The sequence below is a fragment of the Hymenobacter ruricola genome (assembly GCF_015694525.1).
Classification (GTDB): Bacteria; Bacteroidota; Bacteroidia; order Cytophagales; family Hymenobacteraceae; genus Hymenobacter; species Hymenobacter ruricola.
Map to the genome: position 1 here is coordinate 295966 of NZ_JADQDM010000002.1, position 22218 is coordinate 318183.

22 protein-coding genes are annotated in these 22218 nt (G+C 65.7%); 7 read left to right on the forward strand and 15 right to left on the reverse strand.

Going from position 1 to position 22218, the window contains the following annotated elements:
- Positions 1 to 52: 52 nt before the first annotated feature.
- The 4 genes from I2H31_RS05300 to I2H31_RS05315 form a co-directional block, all read right to left on the reverse strand.
- Positions 53 to 706 (reverse strand): cytochrome c oxidase subunit 3, encoded by a 654-nt coding sequence (locus I2H31_RS05300; RefSeq protein WP_196291962.1) that lies wholly within the window; start codon positions 704 to 706, stop codon positions 53 to 55.
- 86 nt (positions 707 to 792) lie between these two features.
- Positions 793 to 1131: a hypothetical protein gene (locus tag I2H31_RS05305; protein WP_196291963.1), complete on the reverse strand. Its 339-nt coding sequence runs from the start codon at positions 1129 to 1131 to the stop codon at positions 793 to 795.
- The gene (locus I2H31_RS05310; RefSeq protein WP_196291964.1) at positions 1124 to 1372 is read right to left on the reverse strand and encodes a hypothetical protein; all 249 of its coding nucleotides are present in this window, start codon (positions 1370 to 1372) and stop codon (positions 1124 to 1126) included. Before I2H31_RS05310 ends, I2H31_RS05305 begins: the two co-directional genes overlap by 8 nt.
- Positions 1373 to 1493: 121 nt before the next feature.
- A complete protein-coding gene (locus I2H31_RS05315) occupies positions 1494 to 2864 on the reverse strand; it encodes a M23 family metallopeptidase (RefSeq protein ID WP_196291965.1) in 1371 nt (456 codons plus the stop codon).
- Between the two features lie 118 nt (positions 2865 to 2982).
- On the opposite strand from I2H31_RS05315, the gene I2H31_RS05320 reads away from it, so the two are divergent.
- Together I2H31_RS05320 and I2H31_RS05325 are read left to right on the forward strand one after the other, a co-directional pair.
- Positions 2983 to 3834 (forward strand): hydroxymethylglutaryl-CoA lyase, encoded by an 852-nt coding sequence (locus I2H31_RS05320; RefSeq protein ID WP_196291966.1) that lies wholly within the window; start codon positions 2983 to 2985, stop codon positions 3832 to 3834.
- A gap of 11 nt (positions 3835 to 3845) precedes the next feature.
- Positions 3846 to 4589: a (Fe-S)-binding protein gene (locus tag I2H31_RS05325; protein WP_196291967.1), complete on the forward strand. Its 744-nt coding sequence runs from the start codon at positions 3846 to 3848 to the stop codon at positions 4587 to 4589.
- 446 nt (positions 4590 to 5035) lie between these two features.
- On the opposite strand, the gene dapA is transcribed toward I2H31_RS05325, so the two are convergent.
- Positions 5036 to 5920 carry a 4-hydroxy-tetrahydrodipicolinate synthase gene (dapA, locus tag I2H31_RS05330; protein ID WP_196291968.1) on the reverse strand — a complete coding sequence of 295 codons (885 nt, stop codon included), beginning with the start codon at positions 5918 to 5920 and terminating at the stop codon, positions 5036 to 5038.
- Positions 5921 to 6054: 134 nt separating this feature from the next.
- Between dapA and I2H31_RS05335 the strand changes: the two genes are divergently transcribed.
- Positions 6055 to 6978 carry a polysaccharide deacetylase family protein gene (locus I2H31_RS05335; RefSeq protein WP_196291969.1) on the forward strand — a complete coding sequence of 308 codons (924 nt, stop codon included), beginning with the start codon at positions 6055 to 6057 and terminating at the stop codon, positions 6976 to 6978.
- Between the two features lie 81 nt (positions 6979 to 7059).
- On the opposite strand, the gene I2H31_RS25035 is transcribed toward I2H31_RS05335, so the two are convergent.
- From I2H31_RS25035 to I2H31_RS05380, 9 genes are all read right to left on the reverse strand, one after another.
- Complete coding sequence (locus tag I2H31_RS25035) at positions 7060 to 7701, reverse strand: IPT/TIG domain-containing protein (RefSeq protein WP_230687488.1); 642 nt, start codon at positions 7699 to 7701, stop codon at positions 7060 to 7062.
- Between the two features lie 62 nt (positions 7702 to 7763).
- A complete protein-coding gene (gene ligA / locus I2H31_RS05345; RefSeq protein ID WP_196291970.1) occupies positions 7764 to 9869 on the reverse strand; it encodes an NAD-dependent DNA ligase LigA in 2106 nt (701 codons plus the stop codon).
- 184 nt (positions 9870 to 10053) lie between these two features.
- Positions 10054 to 10662, reverse strand: a complete 609-nt coding sequence (locus I2H31_RS25040) for a DUF4920 domain-containing protein (RefSeq protein ID WP_230687489.1) — start codon at positions 10660 to 10662, stop codon at positions 10054 to 10056.
- Between the two features lie 58 nt (positions 10663 to 10720).
- Positions 10721 to 11341 carry a hypothetical protein gene (locus I2H31_RS05355; protein WP_196291971.1) on the reverse strand — a complete coding sequence of 207 codons (621 nt, stop codon included), beginning with the start codon at positions 11339 to 11341 and terminating at the stop codon, positions 10721 to 10723.
- 144 nt (positions 11342 to 11485) lie between these two features.
- Entirely contained in the window at positions 11486 to 12211 is a 726-nt protein-coding gene (locus tag I2H31_RS05360; protein ID WP_196291972.1) for a hypothetical protein, read from the reverse strand.
- A 32-nt stretch (positions 12212 to 12243) separates the two neighbouring features.
- Entirely contained in the window at positions 12244 to 14076 is a 1833-nt protein-coding gene (locus I2H31_RS05365; RefSeq protein ID WP_196291973.1) for a S8 family serine peptidase, read from the reverse strand.
- A 47-nt stretch (positions 14077 to 14123) separates the two neighbouring features.
- On the reverse strand, positions 14124 to 15554 hold the full coding sequence (locus I2H31_RS05370) for a M20/M25/M40 family metallo-hydrolase (RefSeq protein ID WP_196291974.1): 1431 nt from the start codon (positions 15552 to 15554) through the stop codon (positions 14124 to 14126).
- A 108-nt stretch (positions 15555 to 15662) separates the two neighbouring features.
- Positions 15663 to 16205 (reverse strand): histidine phosphatase family protein, encoded by a 543-nt coding sequence (locus I2H31_RS05375; RefSeq protein ID WP_196291975.1) that lies wholly within the window; start codon positions 16203 to 16205, stop codon positions 15663 to 15665.
- 15 nt (positions 16206 to 16220) lie between these two features.
- Positions 16221 to 16853 (reverse strand): histidine phosphatase family protein, encoded by a 633-nt coding sequence (locus tag I2H31_RS05380; protein WP_196291976.1) that lies wholly within the window; start codon positions 16851 to 16853, stop codon positions 16221 to 16223.
- A 148-nt stretch (positions 16854 to 17001) separates the two neighbouring features.
- Between I2H31_RS05380 and I2H31_RS05385 the strand changes: the two genes are divergently transcribed.
- The 3 genes from I2H31_RS05385 to I2H31_RS05395 all read left to right on the forward strand — a co-directional run bounded on the left by I2H31_RS05385 (position 17002) and on the right by I2H31_RS05395 (position 19440).
- Positions 17002 to 17682 carry a response regulator transcription factor gene (locus I2H31_RS05385; RefSeq protein WP_196291977.1) on the forward strand — a complete coding sequence of 227 codons (681 nt, stop codon included), beginning with the start codon at positions 17002 to 17004 and terminating at the stop codon, positions 17680 to 17682.
- A gap of 111 nt (positions 17683 to 17793) precedes the next feature.
- The gene (locus tag I2H31_RS05390) at positions 17794 to 19173 is read left to right on the forward strand and encodes a sensor histidine kinase (protein WP_196291978.1); all 1380 of its coding nucleotides are present in this window, start codon (positions 17794 to 17796) and stop codon (positions 19171 to 19173) included.
- A gap of 36 nt (positions 19174 to 19209) precedes the next feature.
- Entirely contained in the window at positions 19210 to 19440 is a 231-nt protein-coding gene (locus I2H31_RS05395) for a hypothetical protein (protein ID WP_196291979.1), read from the forward strand.
- Between the two features lie 18 nt (positions 19441 to 19458).
- On the opposite strand, the gene surE is transcribed toward I2H31_RS05395, so the two are convergent.
- Positions 19459 to 20325, reverse strand: a complete 867-nt coding sequence (gene surE, locus I2H31_RS05400; RefSeq protein ID WP_196291980.1) for a 5'/3'-nucleotidase SurE — start codon at positions 20323 to 20325, stop codon at positions 19459 to 19461.
- 106 nt (positions 20326 to 20431) lie between these two features.
- Here surE and I2H31_RS05405 point away from each other — a divergent pair, with 106 nt between their 5' ends.
- A complete protein-coding gene (locus I2H31_RS05405) occupies positions 20432 to 22192 on the forward strand; it encodes a M14 family metallopeptidase (RefSeq protein ID WP_196291981.1) in 1761 nt (586 codons plus the stop codon).
- Positions 22193 to 22218: the final 26 nt, after the last annotated feature.

Genomic DNA, 22218 nt, shown 5'->3' on the forward strand with positions numbered 1-22218 from the left:
GCATTACCGTTTTATTCGCGGCCGCTTGCTTGCATTCCCAGCACGTTACACGTTAGTAGAGAAACAGGAAGACGGCAAACAGCATCACCCACAGCACGTCGATAAAGTGCCAGTAGGTACCCAGCAGGCGCAGCTGGCGCCGGTAGTAGGGGTTGCGGATGAAAACCAGCGTGCGCACCGCGTCGCGCCCGTTGTGAATAACGCGCAGCATGAAAGCCAGCAAAAACAGCATGCCGCCGAGCAGGTGCGCCACGTGCAGCGCCGAAATCAGATAGATGAACTGGCCGCTGCTTTTGCTGCCGGGCCCGCCAAACGGCACGCCGTTCGCCAGCAGCTCGCGCCAGCCCAGCACCTGCAGGCCCGCAAACACGCAGCCCAGCAGCAGCGTGGCCCCCAGGCAGCGCCCGAGGCTGGCCAAATCGTCCTGCGCGTAGAGCCGGGGCGCCTGCGCAATGGTGTAGCTACTGAGCACCAGCACGATGGTGCTCAGCGAGAAATAGCGCGGCAGCGGGTGCAGCCCCGTGGGTACGCCGCTCTTCAGCCGGGCCGCCACGTAGGCCACCACCAGCACCACAAACATGACGGCAATGGCCAGCAGCGCCAGGTAAAGCACCATCACCAACGGCGGCATGCGCTCGATGCGGGCAAACGGCGAGGGACGTCGGCGGGCATCTACCCGGTTGTCATGGTTCGGTTCGGAGTTCATTGGGCGCGGGGCCAAGGGGTACATTCTCCAAACTAATCGGGGAAAAATTAGTTGCAAAATGCCCGAATTTGGCCCATCGCACCGCGCTATTTGAAAAACGAGCCGATTTTGCCCAGCACCGCGTTCAGCGTGATTTTGGGGGTGCGCTGCACGCCGAACGTGACGTAGGTTTTGCCGCCCACCCGCAGGTCCAGCACCCAGCCCAGCTGCCGGGCCAGGTCGTTGATTTGCTGCAAGGGGTCGGGACCCGGCGGCTTGGGGGCTTTGGGGGTTCCCGGCGCCTTGGGCGGGCCGGCCGTGAGCTGGTCGAGCACCTGCTGGCTGGGAATGTTCAGGATGAGGTAGGTGCCCGCCGCGGCGAGCTGCAGCGGGTGGCCGTTCCAGGTGATGACCAGCTGGGCATCGATTTCGAGGGCGCTAGGCACCGGGCTCGGCGGGGCTGGCCGGCAATTGGGGCGTGGCGGCACCCGCGGGCTGCTCGCCGCGCGTGCGAATGCGGAGCGAGCCGTTCAGCTTCCAGGTGGCGGCGGGGGCGTTAGGGTTCTGCGGGTTGGGCACTTGCAGCTCCATTTGTTCGAAGGCGCAGCTCAGCTCGACGCCGCCCGACAGCTTGCCGAGCAGGGAAGCGGCCATGTCGGCCCAGTTGGAGGAAGAAGTATCAGGCATGGGGAGGACGGGGGAATGATGGGGCGGCACAGCGCCGCCGGGCCGCAAAGTACGGCCCTGCTCCCGCTAACGCAACGCGCCAAGACGGGTTGTCGGGCTCACCGCCTAACGGACGCTCGCATTACAGCACCGCCCAGCCGGTTTCGCCCAGCGGGCCGCGCACCAAGCTATACGCGTTGGCCTGGCCCAGCACCGTCACCGCTGAATGCGCCGCCAGCGCCCCGATGGCCGGGGCCGCCGCTCCCGGCCCGTTCAGCAGCTCCGTAGCCGCCAGCAAGCTCAGGCGTCGGAGTGGCTTTTCGCGGGCGGCCACCACGGCTTTTGCGGCCACGTAGCCAGTTTGCCCGCCCGGCGTGAGCACCCGCAGCGCGGCTCCCTGCTGCCCCACCACCAGCAGCGGCACTTGCTTGGTGAGATGAGCTGCAGCGGATTTCTGCGTTTTTTTCAACGACGAAGTGGGTTGCAGCCAACTGGCTTCCCGCAGGCGCACAAACTCGCCCCGGCGGTCGGGGCCGGCGGTGGCCACGGCCGGGGCCTCGGCGTGCTGCACGAAAGGAAACGGGTCGACGGCGCCGCGCCCGCCGCGGTAGATGCCGAAGTGCAGGTGCGGCACCGTGGTGCGGGCGTTGCCGGTGTTGCCCACCAGGCCCAGCGTGTCGCCGGGCTGCACGTGCTGCCCAAGCGTTACCAACTGCTTGTCGAGGTGGGCGTAATACAGGTGTTCGTTGTGGGCCACATCGGTCAGCCACACCACACGGCCTCCCAGGGGCGTTTCGCCGGTGCGCGTCACGTAGCCCGCCACGGCGGCCACGGCGGCCGTGCCGCGCGGGGCGAAAATGTCGATGCCCTCGTGCCGGCGGGCGCCCCCGTCGCGGGCCGAGCCCCAGAAGCTGCCCACCGCCGCGTCGGTACGACCTTTCACGGGGAAGACGCTCACGCTGGGCTCGCGGCTCACTTTAAGGGTGTAGCGGCCAGCAGCCAGCAGCTCGGGCTGCACGCGCAGCAGGTGCTGGCCGTCGTTGTCGGCCCGATAGCGGAAGTCCAGCACCAGCGTGTCGGCGCTGATGATGGGCACCGGCACGCGGCCGGGCTCTACTTCAAAGGCGTCCAAAAACACGCGGGCGCTGGCGCCGGGGGCCAGGGCCAGGCTCACGTGCACCTGCTCGCCGGCCCGTACGGCGTAGCGGTAGCTGGCGGCCAGGGGCCGCTCGGGGCGGAAGTAACCGGTTTCGGCAAAGGGCAGGGTTACGACGAGCGAGTCGCGCAGGGCCTGGTCGGCCGCCGCCAACCAGGAGCGGCCCGCGGGCCGGCGGTCAAGGCCGGCTTGGTGCAGCTGGCGGGCGTAGGCTTCGTGCGGCGTGGCTTTCTGGAACAGCGCCTGTAGGGTTTGCTGCTTGCTACAGCCGCTGAGCAGTGAGGCCGCCGTGAGTAGCAAAAGCCAAAAGTAACTGGTGAGCAACCGTGGCGCGGGTTGCTGAGAAACTCTATCCATCTTGAAAAGCATGCCTCCAAACACTGGGCGACGGGTGGTAGTTCGGTATGCATTCCTCCCCGCGGCGCGGCCGGGCTGCTACCTTTGCGCGCCCATCCCGCCCCTCTTTCCTCGTTCCATGAAGCTCATCGAATGCCCGCGCGACGCCATGCAGGGCCTCCCCGATTTCATTCCCACCGCCACCAAAACCGCCTACCTCAACGCCCTGCTGCAAGTGGGTTTTGATACGTTGGATTTCGGTTCGTTTGTGTCGCCCAAAGCCATTCCGCAGCTGCGCGATACGGCCGAAGTGCTGGCCGGGCTCGATTTGAGCCAGACTTCGACCAAGCTTCTCGCCATCGTGGCCAACCTGCGCGGCGCCGAAACCGCGGCCCAGCACCCCGAAATCGCCTATCTGGGCTTCCCGCTGTCGGTGTCGGAAACCTTTCAGCGGCGCAACACCAACCAAACCACCGCCCAGGCCCTGGCCGACGTGGCGGCCATGCACAACCTGTGCGAGCGCACCGGCAAAAAGCTGGTGGCCTACCTCTCCATGGGCTTCGGCAACCCGTATGGCGATGCCTGGAGCCCGGAAATCGTGACCGATTTCACCGAGCACTTGGCGGCGCTGGGCGTGCCCATTGTGGCGCTGTCCGACACGGTGGGCGCCTCCTCGGCCGACACCATCGCGCCCTTGTTTTCGGCCCTGATTCCCGCGTTTCCCAATATTGAGTTCGGAGCCCACCTGCACACCACGCCCACCACCTGGCGCGAGAAAGTGACGGCCGCCTACGACGCCGGCTGCCGCCGTTTCGACGGCGCCATTGGCGGCATCGGCGGCTGCCCCATGGCGGCCGATGAGCTGACGGGCAACATGGCCACGGAGAATCTATTGGCTTTTCTGGCCGAGCGCGGCGTCGATACGGGCTTGGATATGGCGGCGTTTGGGAGCGCGCGGGAAGCGGCCGCCGGGGTGTTTGCCACTCACTAAGACTTGCCCCAATGTCCCTCACCGCCGACATTTTCATCCCCTGCTTCGTCGACCAGCTTTACCCCGCCACGGCCCTGAACATGGTGAAGGTGCTGGAACGGGTGGGCGTAACAGTCAACTACAACCCCGACCAAACCTGCTGCGGCCAGCCGGCCTATAACGCCGGCTACCACGACCAAAGCCGCACGGTAGCCGAGAAATTTCTGCATGACTTCGCCGCCCCGGCGCAAGACGCGGGCCGCTACATCGTCAGCCCCTCAGCCTCCTGCGTGGGCATGGTGCGCAACAGCTACAACGAGCTGTTTGCCGGCACGGCCCAGCAGCCCGCCTGCCGCGCCGTGCAAGGCCGCGTGTACGAGCTGACGGAATTTTTGGTCGATGTGCTCGGCATCGCGGCCATTCCCGGCGCCCGCCTGGCTGGCAAATACACCTACCACGACTCCTGCTCGGCCCTGCGCGAGTGCGGCATCCGGCCGCAGCCGCGCCAGCTGCTCGACGGCGTGGCCGGCCTGGAACGTGTCGAAATGGCTGAGACCACTACCTGCTGCGGTTTCGGTGGCACCTTCGCCGTGAAGTTTGAAGCCATTTCGGTGGCCATGGCCCAGCAAAAAGTGGAGCACGCCCTCGACACCGGCGCCGACTACCTCGTGAGCACCGACGTGAGCTGCCTCATGCACCTGGAGTCCTACATCAAGCGCGAAAAACTGCCCCTCAAGTGCCTGCACGTGGCCGACGTGCTGGCCAGCGGCTGGTGAGGCTGCGGTGAGCAATGGGTGGCGAGCGGCGCAAGCTATTCGCCCCGGCGGGCCGGTGCCGGCCGGCTTCATTGGCGGCCCAACGGCCCCAAGGCCCGCCAATGGCCGGCCCGAACCCGCGCAGTAGCCCAAAATGGCCTCCGCTGTATCGTAACCCACCGGCGTTGTATACAAAGTCGGGTCCTTTGTATACTAACACACCGTGGTTGGGCATAAAGTAGTACCCCGATGTATCGCAACACACCGCGGTTGTACATAAAGTCATACCACTATGTATCGCAACACAGTGCGGTTGTATACAAAGCCGCACCCAGATGTATCATAACCGCACGCGGTTGTATACAAACTACCTGTCTGTGTATCGTAACTGCACGCGGTTGTATACAAACCGTTAATCTGCGTATCGTAACCGCGTCGTGTGGAGCCGTTGGTGCCCCTCCTGAAGCCTACAATTCTTTCCTGATGCGTTCTTTGAGCCCGCCGGTGGCTTCGAGCAGCGGCAGGCGCACGGCCGCGCCGCACACGCCCAGGGCTTCCAGCGCGGCTTTTACGCCCACGGGGTTGCTTTCCTCATACATCAGGGGGTTGAGCGGAAGGAGGCGAAAGAGGCCGTCGCGGGCGGCGGCGAAATCGCCGGCCAGGGCGGCGCGGGTCAGGTCGGCGAAGCGCTTGGGGAAGGCGTTGGCGAGGACGGAGATGACGCCTTCGCCCCCGCAGGCGATGAGGGCGGGCGTGAGCATGTCGTCGCCCGACAGCAGCAAAAAGTCCTGGGGCTTGCGCGCGGCGATGGCGAGGCACTGCTCCATCAGGCCGCTGGCCTCCTTGATGCCGATGATGTTGGGGTGGTGCGCGAGGCGCAGCGTGGTTTCGGCCGTGAGGTTGGAGGCGGTGCGGCCGGGCACGTTGTAGAGGATAAGCGGCACGGGGCTGGCATCGGCCAACCGCTGGTAGTGCGCCACCAGGCCGGCCTGGCTGGGCTTGTTGTAGGCAGGGCTGGCCGAGAGCACGGCGGCAATGCCGTGCAAGTCGGTGGTGCGCAGGGCTTCTTCGGCGGCAGCCGTGTCGTTGCTGCCGATGCCGTAGACCAGCGGCACGCGGCCACTCACGTGCTCCTTGGCAACGCGCAGCAACTCGGTTTTCTCAGCCGCCGCGGTGGTGGGCGACTCGCCGGTGGTGCCGTTCACCACCAGGTAGTTCACGCCGCCCTCAATGCAGAAATCGAGCAGGCGGCGCCAGCCGGCGTAGTCCACGGCCAGCTTGGGCGTGAAGGGGGTGACGAGGGCCACGCCCGTGCCGTGAAAGAGCGGAAGGCGGGAATTTGTGTTGGTCATGCCGGGCATTGGGGAGTAGTTTTGTGCAAAGGTAGGGGCGCGTCGCACGCGCCCGGCCCGCCAGTGCCGGCGGCCACGCCCGTTTTTATGTTACCGCCCAGGTTGGCGGACGCGTGCGACGCGGCCCAGTTGCCATGAAATTTTCTTCCGCTTCCCTCCTGCTGGCCGCCCTCGCCGTGGCCGCTTGTGATTCCAAAACCGCCACCACCGGCGAAACCTCCACCAGCTCCGCCACCGTCGAGGCCGCCAACACCGACCCGGCCGCCGCCGAAACCTCCGGCACCAAAGCCATTGCCGAGGACGAGGCCAACGCCACCCCCGCGCCCGACCCCACCAGCATTCCGGCCGCCAGCGCCGGCAACGCGGCCGCCATTCTGGCCCGGCCGCAGGTGCCCATCCTCTGCTACCACCAGATTCGGGACTGGACGGCCCGCGACTCCAAAGGCGCCAAGGACTACATCGTGCCCATCGCCGCCTTCAAGGCCCAGATTAAGATGCTGGCCGACTCGGGCTACCACACCGTCTCGCCCGACCAGCTCTACGCCTACATGACCACCGGCGCCAAGCTGCCGAGCAAGCCCATCATGCTCACGTTTGACGACACGGATTTGGACCAGTTCACCATCGCGCGGCCCACGCTGGAGCAGTACGGCTACAAGGCCATGTACTTCGTGATGACCGTGAGCCTGGGCCGCCCCCACTACATGACCAAGGCCATGGTGAAGCAGCTGTCGGACGAGGGCAACGTCATCGGCTCGCACACCTGGGACCACCACAACGTGAAGAAGTACCAGGGCAAGGACTGGGAAACCCAAATCGACAAGCCCACCAAAACGCTGGAGGAAATCACGGGCAAGAAAATCAACTACTTCGCCTACCCCTTCGGCCTCTGGAACCCGCAGGCGTTCCCCGAGCTGAAGAAGCGCGGCTTCGTGGCGGCCTTCTCGCTGGCCGAGAAACGCGACCAGAACGACCCGCTGTTCACCATCCGCCGCATCATTGCCAGCGGCTACTGGTCGCCCAAGACGCTGCGGAATAATATCGTGCAAAGCTTCTAAGAACAGGCATTGCCGCGCAAAAAAGCCCGGCGCTGGTTCATCCAGCGCCGGGCTTTTTTGCGCGGCAATGCCTGGGTACGGCTACGGGGTTACGGTAAAATCAACGGGGCTCGATTGGGAAACATATTCCGCATCGGCCTGGCCGAATTCACCCTTCACGTACTTGTAGAGGTACAACGGGCCGGTTTTGGCGCCGGCCGGCACCACCACTTGCAGGGAGGTTGAGCTGGCTGCTGTAGGCGCTACCGGCACAGAAGACCAAAACAGAAGCCGGTTGCCCGCTATCGACGGGTTGAAATTCTTACCGGTGAGGGTGACGACGGTTCCGACGGGCCCGCTTGCCGGTTGAATGGCGGTTATCTGTGGGTAATCTTCCGAGAAAATCTGGGCCTGCCCGCCTTCACGCCCCTGTGATTTAACCATTACCTGCCCGTAAGGCTTGGTCTGGCTGTACACGCCGGCGGGCACGACAATGTCCAACCGCGTAGCTGACGATGCGGTAATAGCCGCCGCTACCCCGTTGATGAGCACCTGGTTGTTGCCGCCGGCGTCAAAATTGTAGCCCTCCAACGCAACGGCCGCCCCAACGGGCGCCACCGCTGGCGTCACTTTGTTCACCATGGGAGGACAATTGCAGTCGGGGGCCTCTTTGGAGCAGCTCACTAGCAAGGCCAGCACGCCAAGACTGGTGAAAGCCCGGGGAATTCTTGTTGGTTTCAACATGGCAGAAAGAGTTGTAATCAGCAGACCTGCTTACCAAAAACCGTGCAGTTTTGCATCGAAAATTACGAGAACAATGACCCTTGTTCCCTCGGTCCCGCCGTAATTGGCGCATCAATGGCAGCATCAGCGGCCGGAGATTCATCAGGGTTCGGCAGCAGCGCCATCAATTCGCTTTCCGAGATGATAGGCACCTTGAAGCCCAGCGCCTTTTCGCGCTTGGCGGGGCCCATGTTGTCGCCAGCCACCAAGTAGCTCAGCTTCTTGCTGATGGAGCCCGTGATTTTGCCGCCATTGGAGATAATGAGCTGCTGCAGCTCGTCGCGGCTGTGGTTCTCAAACACGCCGGAAATGACGAACGTCAGGCCCGCCAGGCGGTCCGACGCGGGCACGGGCGCTTCGCCGGTCACGGCCAGTTGCACGCCGGCCTGGCGCAGGCGCTCGATTAATTCGCGGTTTTCGGCCTGCTGAAACCAGTGGGCCGCGGCCACGGCAATCACGCCGCCCACTTCGGGCACGGCCGCCATTTCTTCGGCCGAGGCGGCCATCAGGGCGTCGATGCTGCGGTAGTGCGCCGCCAGCTTCTGGGCCACGGTTTCGCCCACGTAGCGGATGCCGAGGCCAAACAACACGCGCGGAAACGGCACCTGCTTGCTGGCCTCGATGCCGGCAATGAGGTTGTCGATGCTTTTCTCACCCAGGCGTTCGAGCGTCACCAGCTCGGGCCGGCGGGCGGGCAGGTCGTAGATGTCGGCCACCGTTTTCACCATACCCAAATCGAAGAAGCGGCCCACGGTTTCAGCGCCCAGCCCATCGATGTTCAGGGCTTTGCGCGACACGTAATGCTCCAGCCGCGCCTTGAGCTGGGGCGGGCAGCCGCGCTCGTTGGGGCAGCGGAAGTGGGCCTCGCCCTCGGGCCGCACCAGCGGCGTGCCGCAGGCCGGGCACTCGGTGGGGTACTTGATGGGCGTGGCCTCAGCCGGCCGGGCCGAAAGGTCCACCCCGGTGATTTTGGGGATGATTTCGCCGCCTTTTTCCACGTACACGGTGTCGCCCAGGCGCAGGTCGAGCAGCTCAATCTGGTTGGCGTTGTGCAGGGTGGCGCGCTTCACCACGGTGCCGGCCAGCGGCACGGGCGTCAGCATGGCTACGGGCGTCACGGCCCCGGTGCGGCCCACGTTGTAAATGACTTCGTTGAGGCGCGTGCGCGCCGCCTCCGCCGGGTACTTGTAGGCAATGGCCCAGCGCGGGCTTTTGGCGGTATAGCCCAATTGGTCCTGTTGGCGCAAGTCGTCTACTTTGATGACGATGCCATCGGTAGCCACGGGCAGATCGAAGCGCTTTTTGGCCCAGTAATGCACGAATTCCAGCACTTCCTCAATGCCCGAAGCGCGGCGCCAGGTGTCCGATACCGGCAACCCGTAGCGGCTCAGCGCTTCCAAAGCGGCGCTGTGGCTGGCGAAGTGCCGGCCCGGCGTGAGCAGCGCGTAGGCGTAGAAGCGCAGCTTGCGAGCCGCCACTTGGGTGGAATCCTGCAGCTTGAGGGTGCCGCTGGCGGCATTGCGGGGGTTAGCCAGCAGGGCCTCGCCGTTTTGCTCGCGCTCGGCGTTGAGCTCAGCAAACACGGGCAGGGGCATAAACACCTCGCCGCGCACCTCGAAATCCTGGGGCTGGTCGGGGCCCGGGCGCAGGGCCAGCGGCAGTGTTTTGATGGTCCGCACGTTGGGCGTCACCACGTCGCCGCGAGTACCGTCGCCGCGCGTCACGCCCTGCGTGAGCTGGCCGTGCTCGTAGCTCAGGCTCATGGCCACGCCGTCGAACTTCAGCTCGCAGACGTAGCTGTAGGGCGCGCCTTCCAGCCCGCGCTGCACCCGCTCGTCGAACTCGCGCAGGTCATCCTCGGAGTAGGTATTGCCCAGGCTGAGCATGGGGTAGCGGTGCACCGCCGTCGGAAACTGCTTGGTGATGGTGCCGCCCACCCGGCGCGTGGGCGAGTTGGGCTGGGCCAGGTCGGGGTGCTCGGTTTCGAGCCGTTGCAATTCGGCCAGCAACTGGTCGAACTCCTGGTCCGAGACTTCGGACGTGTCCTGCTGGTAGTAGAGGTAGTTGAGGTGGTGCAGCCGCTCGGTGAGGGCCAGGATGCGTTGCTGAATGTCGGGCGTATCGGGCATGGGATGTCGGGGCGTCAGGATGTCGGAAAGGTGGTGCGAAATAAAACCAGAACGTCATGCCGAGCGCAGCCGAGGCATCTCGCATGCCGAAGTAATCCTGATTAATTGGATTACCATTGCACGCGAGATGCCTCGGCTACGCTCGGCATGACGTTCTGACGATTGCCTTCGAAGGCGGTGTGGTTTAGTTCACCACGCGCACGCCGTCGGCCATAAAGCTTACTTCCTGCTTGGGCTGGGTGATGGCAGCAATTTCCTTCTCGGGCTTGCCGGCGTCGCGCAGGTAGTGCTGCTGGTCGGCCACGCTGGTGGTGGTGCGGTGAGCCCAGCCGCTCACCACCACGTTGTGGCCGCTGAGGTCTTTGGGCACGAAAAACGCGTAATCCTTGAAGCGGACGCGCATTTGCTTGCCGTCGGCGGTGGGCAGCGTCATCCAGCAGCCTTTGGCTTGGCACACGGCCGAGGCCTTGCCCACCAGCTTCACCTGGGCCGAGTCGCGGGAGCCGAGGGCGGTGCTGAGGGCCGTCATCGGCAGGGCGCCGTCGGGGCTGATGGCCGCGCCGTAGGTCTGGCCGGGTGCTACCGGGGCCACGCTGGTGCTGCTGTGGCCCTCTTCGCCTTCCTCCTCAGCCGGCTCCTCGCCCGAGCCTTTGGGTACTTCGGCGTTGTGGCCATTTACTTCTTCCTGCCCCTGCTCCACGGGCAGCACCGGGTTGATGGGGGCCGAAGGCACGAAGCGAATAAAGAGCAGAATGGCAACGAGGACGCCAACGAAGGAGAGGAAGAATTTCATGAGAAACGGCTGAACAGAAAACGTGAATTTACCAGATAAAAAAGCGGCACCCAGCCAATTACTGGCTGATGATGACGGCTTTGCCAAGCTTGCGGGCGAAGGCAATGCGGTGCTCAGCCCCGCCGGCGCCCACGAAGTCGAAGCCCACGGTAGCGGGGTCTTCGCGCAGGGCGGCCCAGGTTTTGGTGTCCATTTCGGCGGGCTGCTCGGCCCCGGCCGCCACGGCCGGCTGAATGAAATGGCCGTCGGCGAAGAAGCTGTTCATGCCTTGCAGAATGGCAATTTCCTGGTCGCGCACGCTGGCGGCCTGCGGGTCGCTCAGCGCTTTCTCGGTGAGCAGGGCCCGCGCCGGCAGCACCTCGTGGCGCAGGGTGTCGCCCTTGCTGTTCGTCACGATGAGGTGAGCCTGGGCGGTGAGCACGCGCGGCCCGCGCAGCTCCAGAATGAAATTATCCGGGGCGCTGGGGTCCGAAAACGCGTGCGTGGTGCTCACGGTATTGAGCACGGTTTTGTTGGTCATGCGCACCCGCGAGCCGGCGGGCGGCGGGGTGTAGGTGCTGCGCGGGTCGACTTTGGAGCTGCTCACTTCCCGCTCGGTGCTGACGCACGACGAAAGCTGGAGCGCGCAACCGGCCGCCACGGCGAGTAAAGTAACTGATTTAGACAAGTAAGTTTTCATGTAGATATACCGGCACAAGGCCGCCGGAGGCACGAAGGTAAGGCAGGAAAACGAGGCCGGAGCCATGCGGCACCGCCGGGCAGGGCCGCCCGGCCCCATTTTTACGACAAACCGAAACCTTAGGATTTACCGGCCTTCCCCGGACTAGAACAGCCCGATTTCCAGGCCCAGCACCCAGCGCGGCAGTTCGGGCCAGGCATAGCCCGCGGCAAAGGCCGGCGACCAGCGCCGCCGCGCCGTGAAAGCGTAGCGGTCGAGGCCCAGGCGGGCGCCCGCCGTGCCCATCCAGCGGCGCAGGTACGGCAGGCCACGCTCCGTCACTTCCACCGAGCCGATGCCAGGGCCGGGTTCTTCTTCGGTGCTGTGGCTGGTGGCCGCCACCCAGCCGCCGCCGGCCAGCACGTCGAGGTAGCGGCCCACGGAATTGCCGCGGCGGCCGGCATTCAGCCGCAGGCTGATTTCGGAGTAGAGCTGGTGCCAGGCCAGGCTTTCCTGGCGGTGCAGCTGGGGCGTGGGCACGGTTTTCTGGTCGTTTTGGGCCAGCTCCAGGTGCTGGTAGGCATAGCCCAGGTCCAGATTCAGGGCCAGGCTTTGGGTGAAGCGCCTTTTGAGCCGGCCGCCCACCCGCAACTCGCCCGAGCGCAGGCCGTAGCGCACGGGAGCCCCCGCGCCCGCCCCTCCCGCCAGCAGGCCATAGCCCAGGTAGGCGTGCCCGAAATAGCGCCGGTTGGGCCCAAACGTGGTTTTGATGGTATCGTCGGCCACGTTGGCCTGCACCAGCACCTGCTGGGCCCGGGCCGGAAGCCCAGCCGCCAGCAGCAATACACCCAGCACCAAACCGCCGTGGAGGAATTTACGGCCGGTTTTCATGGCGAATTGGGTCAGTTTCATTCGGGCCTGGCTCATTCGGAGTAGCTGGCGGTATAGCCTTTGAAGTGCACCCGCAGCACATCGCCGCCCCGCAGCAGCCGGCGCGGCACCTGCACCACCAGGCGCTGCGTCACGGCGCGGGTTTCGTAGCGGTGCAGCACGCCGCGGTGGTCGGCAAGGTTCCAGTAGAGGTAGGCGGGGTAGTTGGGCTCGGGCAGGGGCGCCAGCGGCGCGGTGCCCGGCGGCAGGGGCTGCTCGCGGCCCACGCGGGGCGTGTTGGGTTCGGCGGGCGCTTTGCCCTCGTCGGCCAGCTCGGTGGGCAGCACCGTGCCGCTTTGCTCGGCCATGAGCGGCAGCACCTCGGCCGGGCGCACGGCGGCCTCGGGCCGAATCACCACGGCCACTAGGCTGTCGTGCGGCACAAAATCGAACGTCGGGCCCACCGCAGCCGCTCCCGGGGCTGCCTTGAAGCGGGCGTAGCGCGGCCGCCCGTAGCCGTGGGCGTAATCAAAATACGGGTACAGCTCGGCCGATTTTTGCAGGGCCTGAAACAGCTGCATGGCGGTGAGCTGCCGCTGCTGCTGCCACATGCAGGCCGCGAACCCGGCCAGCAGCGGCGACGAAAACGACGTGCCTTCCAGCCGCTCGTAGTCGTCGGAAGTGGTGGTGAGCACGATGCCGAAAGCGGCCACGTTGGGCTTGGGCCGGCGGTCGGCAGTGGGGCCATAGGAACTGAAATCGACGTGCAGACCGGTTTCCGGGTCGAGGCCGCCCACGGCCAGCACCGAGTCGGCATCGGCCGGCGTGCCGATGCGCACCCAGTCGTTGTCGCCGTCGTTGCCGGCGGCGCTCACCACCAGCAGGCCCTTGCGGGCCGCCAGGTTGGCCGCCCGCGCAATGAGGCTGCGGCGCCCGTCCATCTGCTCCGGAAAATAGCGCTGCTCGGTGTAGGCCAGGGACGAGTTGATGAGGTCGGCCCCGAGGCGGTCGGCCCATTCCACCGCGGCCAGCCAGGCTTCCTCCTCAGCGTAGCGCTCGCGGTGCAGCTGCTCGGTGCGGGCCAGCAGGAACTCGGCGGCGGGCGCCAGTCCCAGGGCCGGGCCCAGCAAGCCGTTCAGGCCCGGCAGCCGCCCGGCCAGGCAGCCCATCACCTCGGTGCCGTGGCTGCCGCCGATGAACACGTTGTCGCCGTGGCGCAGGAAGTCGTGGGTGGCGATGATGCGCTTGTCGGCTATCAATTCCCGAAAAGCAGGATGCGTGGGCAGCCCGCGAAAGCCCACGTCGAACACGGCAATGCGCAGGCCGCGACCGTCGAGGCCGGCGGCGCGCAAGGCCGGGCCATCAAGGTGAGCCGTTTGGCGGCGGGCCAGCAAGTAGTCGTTGGCCGACAACCCTTTGCGCGGGGGAGAGCCCGCTTCCGCAGCAGCGTCGTCGGCCGCGGCCGAAAACCGCGCCGCCTGCGCTTCCCGGAACGGCCACGGCGTGACGGCGCGCACGCCGGGCAGTTCCTGCAAGGCCCGCGCCTGCCGGGCCGTGGCGCGGCAAGCCACGGCGTTGAACCACCGGCTTACCAGCGTCACGGTGTCGACGCGGGCGGCCACGGCGGCCACGTAATCGGGCCGCACCGGCAGGTCGGTGGCGTCGTAGGCGGGCAGGTGCTGGCGGGCGCGGCGGGCACGAGCGGCAGCGGAGAAGTACTGGTCGGGGTCGAAATTCACGCCGTTTTTGTCGCGCAGCGTCACCCAATAGCGGGCCGTGAGTTCGGCGCCTATCCCCTGCCCAAAGGCCGAATTAGCAAATGCCGGCCCCAGGCCCAGGGCCACCCACAGGCAGAGCCGCAGCTTATTGAAAGGGCTTTTGTTCACAACTGAATTCACGTTTTCGAGGCACCCCGGGGCCGGGCGCCGGGGGCTTACAGCCCGTATTTGCTCAACAGATAAATCAGCGAGGCCATGCTGGCGCCCCCCAGCTCCAGCTCGCGCCGGTTCACTTTGTCGAAGGTGTCGGCGGCGGTGTGGTGAATGTCGAAGTAGCGCTGTGAGTCGCACTTGTAGCCGATGAGGGCTTTGGGGTGGACAGTGGCTTGCAGGGGCTCGATGTCGGTACCGCTGTGGCCGGCCTGAATGTCGTCGACGCCGTAGGGCTGGAGCAGCGGGGCCCATTTCGCCACTTTGGCGAGGGTGGCGGCGTCGGCTTCGAGGTTGAAGCCGCGAGGTGTGAAGCCGCCGCCGTCCGACTCGATGGCCGCAACGTGGGTTTCCTTGTTTTGGGCGGCTAGGCGGGCGTATTCGGTGCCGCCGCGGGCGCCGTTTTCTTCGTTCATAAACAGCACCGCGCGGATGGTGCGCTCGGGCTTGAAGCCGGCCGCGCGCAGCAGGCGCAGGGCCTCAATGCTTTGCACGCAGCCCGTACCGTCGTCGTGCGCGCCCTGGGCCAGGTCCCAGGAATCGAGGTGGCCGCCCACGGTGATGATTTCCTGCGGGAATTTGCTGCCCCGGATTTCGCCCACCACGTTGTAGCTCTTCTCGTCGGGCAGGGTGGTGCATTCCATCTCCAGCTCAAACTGCAGCTCCGGGCTGGCCTTGAGCAGCTGGCTGAGCTGGTCGGCGGCCATGGTGCTGAGGGCCGCGCCGGGAATGGTGGCCGGCCGCATGGTGCCGGTGTGCGGGTTGTCGTCGCGGGCGCTGGTCATGGAGCGCACCAGGGCGCCCACGGCCCCGCGTTTGGCCGCTTCGGCCGCGCCCAGGGCGCGCTGGTCCACGGCCCCGCCGTAGGCGGCGCCCGGCTCAATCAGGGCGTCGTTGAAGGGACGGTTGTAGAACACGAATTTGCCTTTCACGGCCTCGTCGGGCAGGTTTTTCAGCTCCTCGAAGCTGTGCACTTCCACCACGCCGGCCTTCAGCTTGCCGCCGGTGCCCACCGAGCCGCCCAGCGCGCACACCGCCACCCTGATTTCCTTGCCCTTGTTGCCCACGATTTCGCCCTTCTCCTTGCCGCCGCGCACCCAGTGCGGCACCATCACCTCCTGCAGGTACACGCGGTCGAAGCCGGCTTTTTCCATGGTGGCCTTGCCCCAGTCCACGGCCTGCTGGGCCTGGGGCGAGCCGGAAAGGCGCGGCCCGATGGTGTTGGTGAGGTAGCGCAGGTTTTCGTAGCTCTCGCCGCGCAGCAGGGCCTCGTCGAAGAGCTTGCGCAAAGCCAGCGAGTCGGTTTTGTCGGCTTTGGCCGGGGCGGCGGCCGGCGCGGGTTTGGCCTTGCGGCGAACCTGGGCCTGAGCGGCGGGCGCGCTCAACGCCAACACCACCACGGCGCTGGCCAACAATCGGGGAACGGAATTCAGCATAAGATAACAACCGAAAGCGCCCGCCAGTGGGGCCGGGCCGGGGCGAAAGTACGGCAGCGGCCCCGCGCGGGGTGCGTCGGCGGCCGTTTTGCCCGGTCGGCGCCTGGGCTACTGGCCGTATTTGCTCACGGTCACCGCCGGCGCCGCGCCGTCGGCCATGCTCACTTTGAAGAGGTAGTTGTATTCGCTTTCGGCGATATCGGCCACTGGCCGGGCGACGCCCAAGGCTTCAATCTGCGGCAGCAGGGTGTTGGAATGGCCCACCACCACCACCGTTCTCCCGGCGTACTGCGTCCGGATGAGGGCGGCCAGGGTGACGGGCTGCAGGGCGTCGTACAACTGCGGCACCACGCCGGTGGCCGCAGCCAACGGGGCCAGGGTGGCCCGCGTGCGCTTGAAGTCGGTGGTGAACAGGGCCGCGGGGGTCGTGCCCGCCAGCACTTTGCTTAACTCCTGCGCCCGCGCTTCGCCCGCAACTGACAGCGTAGGGTCGGCGGGGTTGGAGGCGTTGTCCTTTTCGGCGTGGCGCACGAGGTACACGGTGGTCACGGGCACGGGCGGAGTGGGCGGCACGTATTTCTTGGAAGAACAGCCGGATAGGGCCAGGGCGCTGCTCAGAAACAACGCGGCCAGCAGTCGTAAGGCGGTCATGGCCGGAAGCGGGCGCTATTTGTTGGGGGCCGCGGGCGTCATCGGGGCCATGGCGGCCGGGGCGGCTTTGGCCTTGTTCAGGGGCTTCCGCTCGGCGCCGTAGCCACGGGTTTCCACGGTGGGCGACACGCCGTCGGCCACGCGCACCGTGAACAGGTAGTCGTACTCGTTTTCGCCGATTTCGTCGACCGGCGGCACCGCCCCGAAGTCATCGATTAGCGAGAGCAGGGTGTTGGAATGGCCCACCACCACCACCGACTTGCCGGCGTACTGCTTCAGGATGAGGTCGGCCAGGTCGCGGCCGCGGCGCGGGTCGTACTCCTGCGGCTCCAGCTTGGTGGCGGCGGCCAGCGGCGCCAGCGTGGTGCGCGTGCGCGTGGTGTTGGTGGTGAAGAGGGCGGCCGGGTGGCGCTTCTCCAGGGTCTGGCGCAGGGCCAGGGCCCGTGCCTGGCCCGCGGCCGAGAGCGTGGGGTCGGCGGGGTTGGACGTGGAATCTTTTTCGGCGTGACGCACGATGTACACCGTCGTGACGACGGGCTTCTCTTTGGTCTTGACCTTGACTTTGGTCTGGGCCGAGGCGGAACGGCTGGCGAACGCCGCGAAAACGGCGAGCAACAGGAAGATACGGAACGGAAAACGTGCAGTCATAGCCAAAATACGAGAAGGTAAAAGTTGCCCGAGCAAATTACGCCACAATCCCGAAACGGCCGCGGCCGGCCGGCTTCATGCGGCCTTCAGGCGGCCGTGCCGTATGTTGCACCCGCGTAATTCATTAATGGCTTCACCGCCCCGCCCCATGCACGTTCTGCTCATCGAAGACGAAAAAAGCCTGCACCAGGAAATGCGGCAATTCCTGCTCCAGGCCCAGTACCTGGTCGATTCGGCCTACACCTACGCGGAAGCTTCCGAGAAGCTCTACGTGAGCAGCTACGATTTCGTGCTGCTCGACCTGGGCCTGCCCGGCGGCGACGGCCTGGACCTGCTCAAAGAAGCCCGCCTCAACGAAAACCAGGAGGCCTCCTTCATCATCCTCACCGCCCGCGGCGCCCTCGACGACCGCATTCGCGGCCTCGACCTCGGCGCCGACGACTACCTGCCCAAGCCCTTTTCGCTGCTGGAGCTCACCAGCCGGATGCAGGCCATCACGCGCCGCAAGTTCAACCTCAAGCGGCCCGAAATCACCTTCGGCCAGGGCTTTAGCATGGACCCCAACGCCCGGCTGGTGCGCCACAACGGCCAGGAAGTGCCCCTCACCAAGAAGGAGTTCGACCTGCTGCACTACCTGCTGCTGCACCGCGGCCGGGTGCTCACGCGCCTGCAGCTCGGCGAGCACCTGTGGGGCAACGTGCTGGAAGACGACTCCGACTCGAACTACATCGACGTACACATCAAGAACGTGCGCAAAAAGCTGGCCCAGTTCGGCCCCGCCGACTTCCTAGAAACGGTGCGCGGCATCGGCTACCGCGCGGCGGAGTGATTTTCATTTAACATTTATCAATTAACATCTAACAGCCGTGCTGGCGGCTTTCTAAAAAGCCGGTCAAGCTCCAGCCGAGTGTTAAATGATAAATGTTAATTGTTAAATGAAATGAGACTCGAAGCCAAGCTGGCCTTCTCCAATGCCATTTCCAAGCTGCTGCTAGTGCTGCTCGGGGCCCTGGTGATTCCGCCCATCGTGCAGCGGGTGGCCGTGGCGCACACCGATTTCCGCCTGCGCGACCAGCAGCGCCGGGTGCTGGCCCTCATCGCCCGCGACGGCCTCGTGGCCTTCGAACGCGGCGAGCGGGCCGAAACCTACGCCGACTACAACATCTTCAAGCAGGAATACATCACCCTGACGCCGCTGCCGGCCGGGGCCGCGCTGCCGCCCGAGCGCATTTTTGAGGAGCCCCGGCAGGTCGACCAGCAGGTAGAAGACTTCCGGATTCTCAGCTTTGCCCGCCCGCCCGGCGGGGCCGCCTACCGCGCCTTTCGGGTCGAAATAGGGTCTTCGCTGGAGACGGTGGAGCTGCTCACGGCCACGCTGCGGCAGCTGGCGCTGTGGGTGCTGGTGGCGGCCTCGCTGCTCACGGTGGTGTCGGATGCGGCGGTGGCGCACTACCTGCTGGCGCCCCTGCGGGAGCTGATAGTGCGCAAGCTGCGCGGCATTCGTCAGCCGTCGGATTTCAACTTTCAACCCGTTGATACCGATACCACTGATTTCCGCCGGCTCGACGACCGGTTGAACTCGCTGATGCGGCAGGTACAGTCGGCGTTTGCCAAGGAACGGGAATTTATGAGCAACGTCAGCCACGAGCTGCTCACGCCGGTCAGCATCCTGCAGTCGCGCTTCGAGAATATGCTGCAGGACCCCACCCTGCCCGAGGCGCACGCCCAGCAGATTGTGGAATCGCAGCGCACGCTCTACCGCCTGCGCAACACGGTGCGCACCCTGCTGCTCATCGCCAACATCGAAAACGAGCAGTACCTGCGCGACGCCCCCGTGCGCCTGTCGGCTGCCGTGGCCGACGTGGCCGAGGAGCTGGACGACCGCCGGCAGCAGCGCGACATTTCCCTCGAAGTCGACATCCAGGGCGACGACGTGCGGCCCCACGCCAACGCCAGCCTGATGCACACGCTGCTGCGCAACCTGCTCAGCAACGCCATCAAATACAACCACGAGGGCGGCCGCATCCGGGTGCTGGGCCGCCCGGCCGAGCGCGGCGGCTACACCCTGCGCGTGGAGGACACCGGCCCCGGCATTGCCGCCGACCACCTGCCGTTTTTGTTCGACCGGTTCCGGCGCTTCCACGCCAACGCGCCGAACTCGCCGGAGGGCTACGGCCTGGGGCTGCCCATCGCCAAAACCATTGCCGCCTTCCACGGCGCCACCCTGGAGGCCGAGTCGACGGTGGGCCAGGGCACGGCGTTCGTGCTGCATTTTGGCGCCGAGACGGGCACGGCGGCCGGGTTCATTCCGCCTTCATAGGCCGGAAAGTAACTTCGGGGAGTAATTAAAGTCTCCGTGCGTACTCTGCTGAAAATCTTGATTTCGGGCCTGCTGCTGGTGCTGGCCGTGGCGGTAGGGGCCGAAGTGGTGGCCCTGCGCCGCCTCAGCTCTCTGGCGGACGCCACCGCCGGCACATCGGCGCCTACCGTGGTGGTGCGCAAGGCCGCGCACGTGCCCGCGCCGACCAAATCGGTGCGCTCGCTGCCGGTGGGCAAGCGCGGCGCCCGGCGCCATTCCGGTTCCTAGCTTCGGGCCGCGGCGCGCCTACTCCTGCGCCGCCACGCCGTAGTCTTCCGACGCAATGGGCTGGGGCGGGGCCTGTACTTCAGAGGCTTCGGGCAGCGGCAGCTGCCAGTTCTGGCTGAGCTGGGCCAGGCCGTGAGCGGCGGTGAGGTCGAATTTGCAGGGCACTACGGAAACGTAGTTGTGGGCCAGGGCCCACTCGTCGGTGTCGGTGCCGTGGTCGAGGTTGACGAACGAACCGATGAGCCAGTAGTACGGGCGCTGGTAGGGGTCGAGGCGGCAGTCGAACTCTTCCTGCCACTTGGCACGGGCCTGGCGGGCCAGGCGCAGGCCGGCAATGGGCGTAGCGGAGTTTTTGGGGATGTTCACGTTCAGGGCCGTGCCGGCGGGAATGCCGTGGGCCAGGGCGTGGCGGCACACCTGGCTTACCCATTCGGCCACGTGCGAGAAATCGGCCTGCGGGCCGTACTCGCAGAGCGAGAAGCCGATGGCGGGCAGGCCTTCAATGGCCGCTTCAATGGCCGCCGACATGGTGCCGGAGTACAGCACGTTCACCGAGGCGTTGGAGCCGTGGTTGATGCCGGACACCACGAGGTCGGGGGTGCGGCCTTTCAGCACATAGTGCTTGGCAATTTTGACGCAGTCGGCCGGGGTACCGGAGCACTCGTAGGCCTCCACGTCGGGCCCGAACACCGGATTTTTGCTCAGGCGCAGCGCGTGGCCGATGGTGATGGCGTGCCCCATGCCCGACTGCGGCGAATCGGGCGCCACCACCACGACTTCGGCGCCCAGAGCCTGCACGATTTCGACCAGGTTACGAATGCCGGGGGCGGTGATGCCGTCGTCGTTGGAAACCAAAATGAGCGGGCGGGCGGGGGCGTCAGACATGCAGCAGCAAATGGGTGAATTTGGCCAAAGGTACGGCGCCTCCGGGGCGGGGTTCGGGTTTTGGTGTGAATTTGCGGCCATGTTTACCATTCTGCTCGCTTCGCTGATGTCCCTCGCCCCCACCCCCCCGCCAGCCGCCTGGCGCACCCCGTTTGAAAACGACCCCGCCGGCAACACCACGGCCACCTACGCCGAGTGCATCGCCTACTACCAAAAGCTGGCCGCGGCCTACCCGCAGCACCTGCACCTGGCCGAAGCCGGGCTCACCGACGCGGGCCTGCCGCTGCACGAAGTAGTGCTGAGCAGTGCCGTAAGCTTCAGCATGCCGTCGACTGACCAAGGCCGGGCGAACAGCGGCAAGCTGAATCTGGCCGCCCGCAAACCTGTCGTTTTTATTCAGAACGGCATCCACCCCGGCGAGCCCGAGGGCATCGACGCCAGCATGATGCTGGCCCGCGACCTGCTGCAGCAAAAGCCGCTGCTGAAGCTGCTGAGCCAGGTGACGGTGGTCATCGTGCCCGTGTACAACATCGACGGCATGCTGAACCGTAACTCGACCACCCGCGTGAACCAGAACGGGCCGGCGCAATACGGCTTCCGGGGCAATGCCCGGCACCTGGATTTGAACCGCGACTACATCAAGCAGGAATCGCGCAATGCGCAGTCGTTTGCCGCCTTGTTTCAGAAATGGCAGCCCGATGTGTTTGTGGAAACCCACACGTCCAACGGGGCCGACTACCAGTACACCATGACCCTGATTGCCACCCAGCACAGCAAGCTGGCGCCGGCCCTGGGCACGTACCTGCAGGGGCAACTGCTGCCCGCGCTGTACCAGGGCATGGAGCAAAAAAAGTGGCCCATGACGCCCTACGTCGACTTTGAGGGCCGGACGCCGGAGAGCGGCCTGCAGGCTTTTCTGGAGAGCCCGCGCTATTCTACCGGCTACGCGGCCCTGTTCAACACCATCGGCTTCATGCCCGAGACGCACATGCTCAAGGCCTTCGCGCCGCGCGTGCACTCCACCTACGACTTCCTGAAAACAGTGCTGGAAACCGTGGAACAGCAGGCGGCCGCGCTGGCGGCGGCCCGCGCCACGGCGGCAGTCGATATGGCGGCCCAAACCACCTTTCCCCTCACCTGGGCCCTGGACGACTCCCAGCACGAAACCGTGCAGTTCCGGGGCTATGAGGGCCGAATGAAGCCCAGCGACGTGAGCGGCCAGCCGCGCCTCTACTACGACCGCGCCGCGCCGTTTACCCGGCCGGTTAAATACTTCAACACCTACCGGCCCACCACCACGGCCACCCGGCCCACGGCCTACCTCCTGCCCAAAGCCTGGACGGAAGTGGCCGACCTGCTGCGGCGCAACGGCGCTACATTGGAGGCCTTAACCCAGGAAGTGAGCGTGCCCGTGGAAACCTACTACTTCGAGGACTACAAGACCACAGCCAAGCCCTTTGAGGGGCACTACGTGCACAGCCAGGTGCAGCTGCGCACCGTGCGGGAAACGGCCACCTTTCAGCCCGGCGACTTCGTGGTGTACCTCAGCGAAGCCGCGCCCATCCGCTACCTGATGGAAACCCTGGAGCCGCAGGCCACCGATTCTTTCTTTGCCTGGGGCTTCTTTGACAGCGTGCTGCAACAGAAAGAGCATTTCTCCGACTACGTATTCGAGGACCTGGCTGCCGACCTGCTCCGCCGCGAGCCCGCGCTGCGCGAGCGGCTGGAGAAGCTGAAGCAAGGCAACCCTGCTTTTGCCGCCAACGGCCCGGCCCAGCTGGAATGGGTGTACCTGAACTCCGCCTACCACGAGCCGGGCCACAACCGCTACCCGGTGGCGCGGTGGCTGGGCGAAGGGGAGCTATGAGTTAAGAGTTAAGAGTTGGTAGTTAG

Bases quoted from the DNA above. Each gene is read 5' to 3' on its own strand.
- I2H31_RS05300 (WP_196291962.1), bottom strand. From the start codon at position 706: ATGAACTCCGAACCGAACCATGACAACCGGGTAGATGCCCGCCGACGT.
- I2H31_RS05310 (WP_196291964.1), bottom strand. From the start codon at position 1,372: ATGCCTGATACTTCTTCCTCCAACTGGGCCGACATGGCCGCTTCCCTG.
- I2H31_RS05315 (WP_196291965.1), bottom strand. From the start codon at position 2,864: ATGGATAGAGTTTCTCAGCAACCCGCGCCACGGTTGCTCACCAGTTAC.
- I2H31_RS05320 (WP_196291966.1), top strand. From the start codon at position 2,983: ATGAAGCTCATCGAATGCCCGCGCGACGCCATGCAGGGCCTCCCCGAT.
- I2H31_RS05325 (WP_196291967.1), top strand. From the start codon at position 3,846: ATGTCCCTCACCGCCGACATTTTCATCCCCTGCTTCGTCGACCAGCTT.
- dapA (WP_196291968.1), bottom strand. From the start codon at position 5,920: ATGACCAACACAAATTCCCGCCTTCCGCTCTTTCACGGCACGGGCGTG.
- I2H31_RS05335 (WP_196291969.1), top strand. From the start codon at position 6,055: ATGAAATTTTCTTCCGCTTCCCTCCTGCTGGCCGCCCTCGCCGTGGCC.
- I2H31_RS25035 (WP_230687488.1), bottom strand. From the start codon at position 7,701: ATGTTGAAACCAACAAGAATTCCCCGGGCTTTCACCAGTCTTGGCGTG.
- ligA (WP_196291970.1), bottom strand. From the start codon at position 9,869: ATGCCCGATACGCCCGACATTCAGCAACGCATCCTGGCCCTCACCGAG.
- I2H31_RS25040 (WP_230687489.1), bottom strand. From the start codon at position 10,662: ATGAAATTCTTCCTCTCCTTCGTTGGCGTCCTCGTTGCCATTCTGCTC.
- I2H31_RS05355 (WP_196291971.1), bottom strand. From the start codon at position 11,341: ATGAAAACTTACTTGTCTAAATCAGTTACTTTACTCGCCGTGGCGGCC.
- I2H31_RS05360 (WP_196291972.1), bottom strand. From the start codon at position 12,211: ATGAAAACCGGCCGTAAATTCCTCCACGGCGGTTTGGTGCTGGGTGTA.
- I2H31_RS05370 (WP_196291974.1), bottom strand. From the start codon at position 15,554: ATGCTGAATTCCGTTCCCCGATTGTTGGCCAGCGCCGTGGTGGTGTTG.
- I2H31_RS05375 (WP_196291975.1), bottom strand. From the start codon at position 16,205: ATGACCGCCTTACGACTGCTGGCCGCGTTGTTTCTGAGCAGCGCCCTG.
- I2H31_RS05380 (WP_196291976.1), bottom strand. From the start codon at position 16,853: ATGACTGCACGTTTTCCGTTCCGTATCTTCCTGTTGCTCGCCGTTTTC.
- I2H31_RS05385 (WP_196291977.1), top strand. From the start codon at position 17,002: ATGCACGTTCTGCTCATCGAAGACGAAAAAAGCCTGCACCAGGAAATG.
- I2H31_RS05390 (WP_196291978.1), top strand. From the start codon at position 17,794: ATGAGACTCGAAGCCAAGCTGGCCTTCTCCAATGCCATTTCCAAGCTG.
- surE (WP_196291980.1), bottom strand. From the start codon at position 20,325: ATGTCTGACGCCCCCGCCCGCCCGCTCATTTTGGTTTCCAACGACGAC.
- I2H31_RS05405 (WP_196291981.1), top strand. From the start codon at position 20,432: ATGTCCCTCGCCCCCACCCCCCCGCCAGCCGCCTGGCGCACCCCGTTT.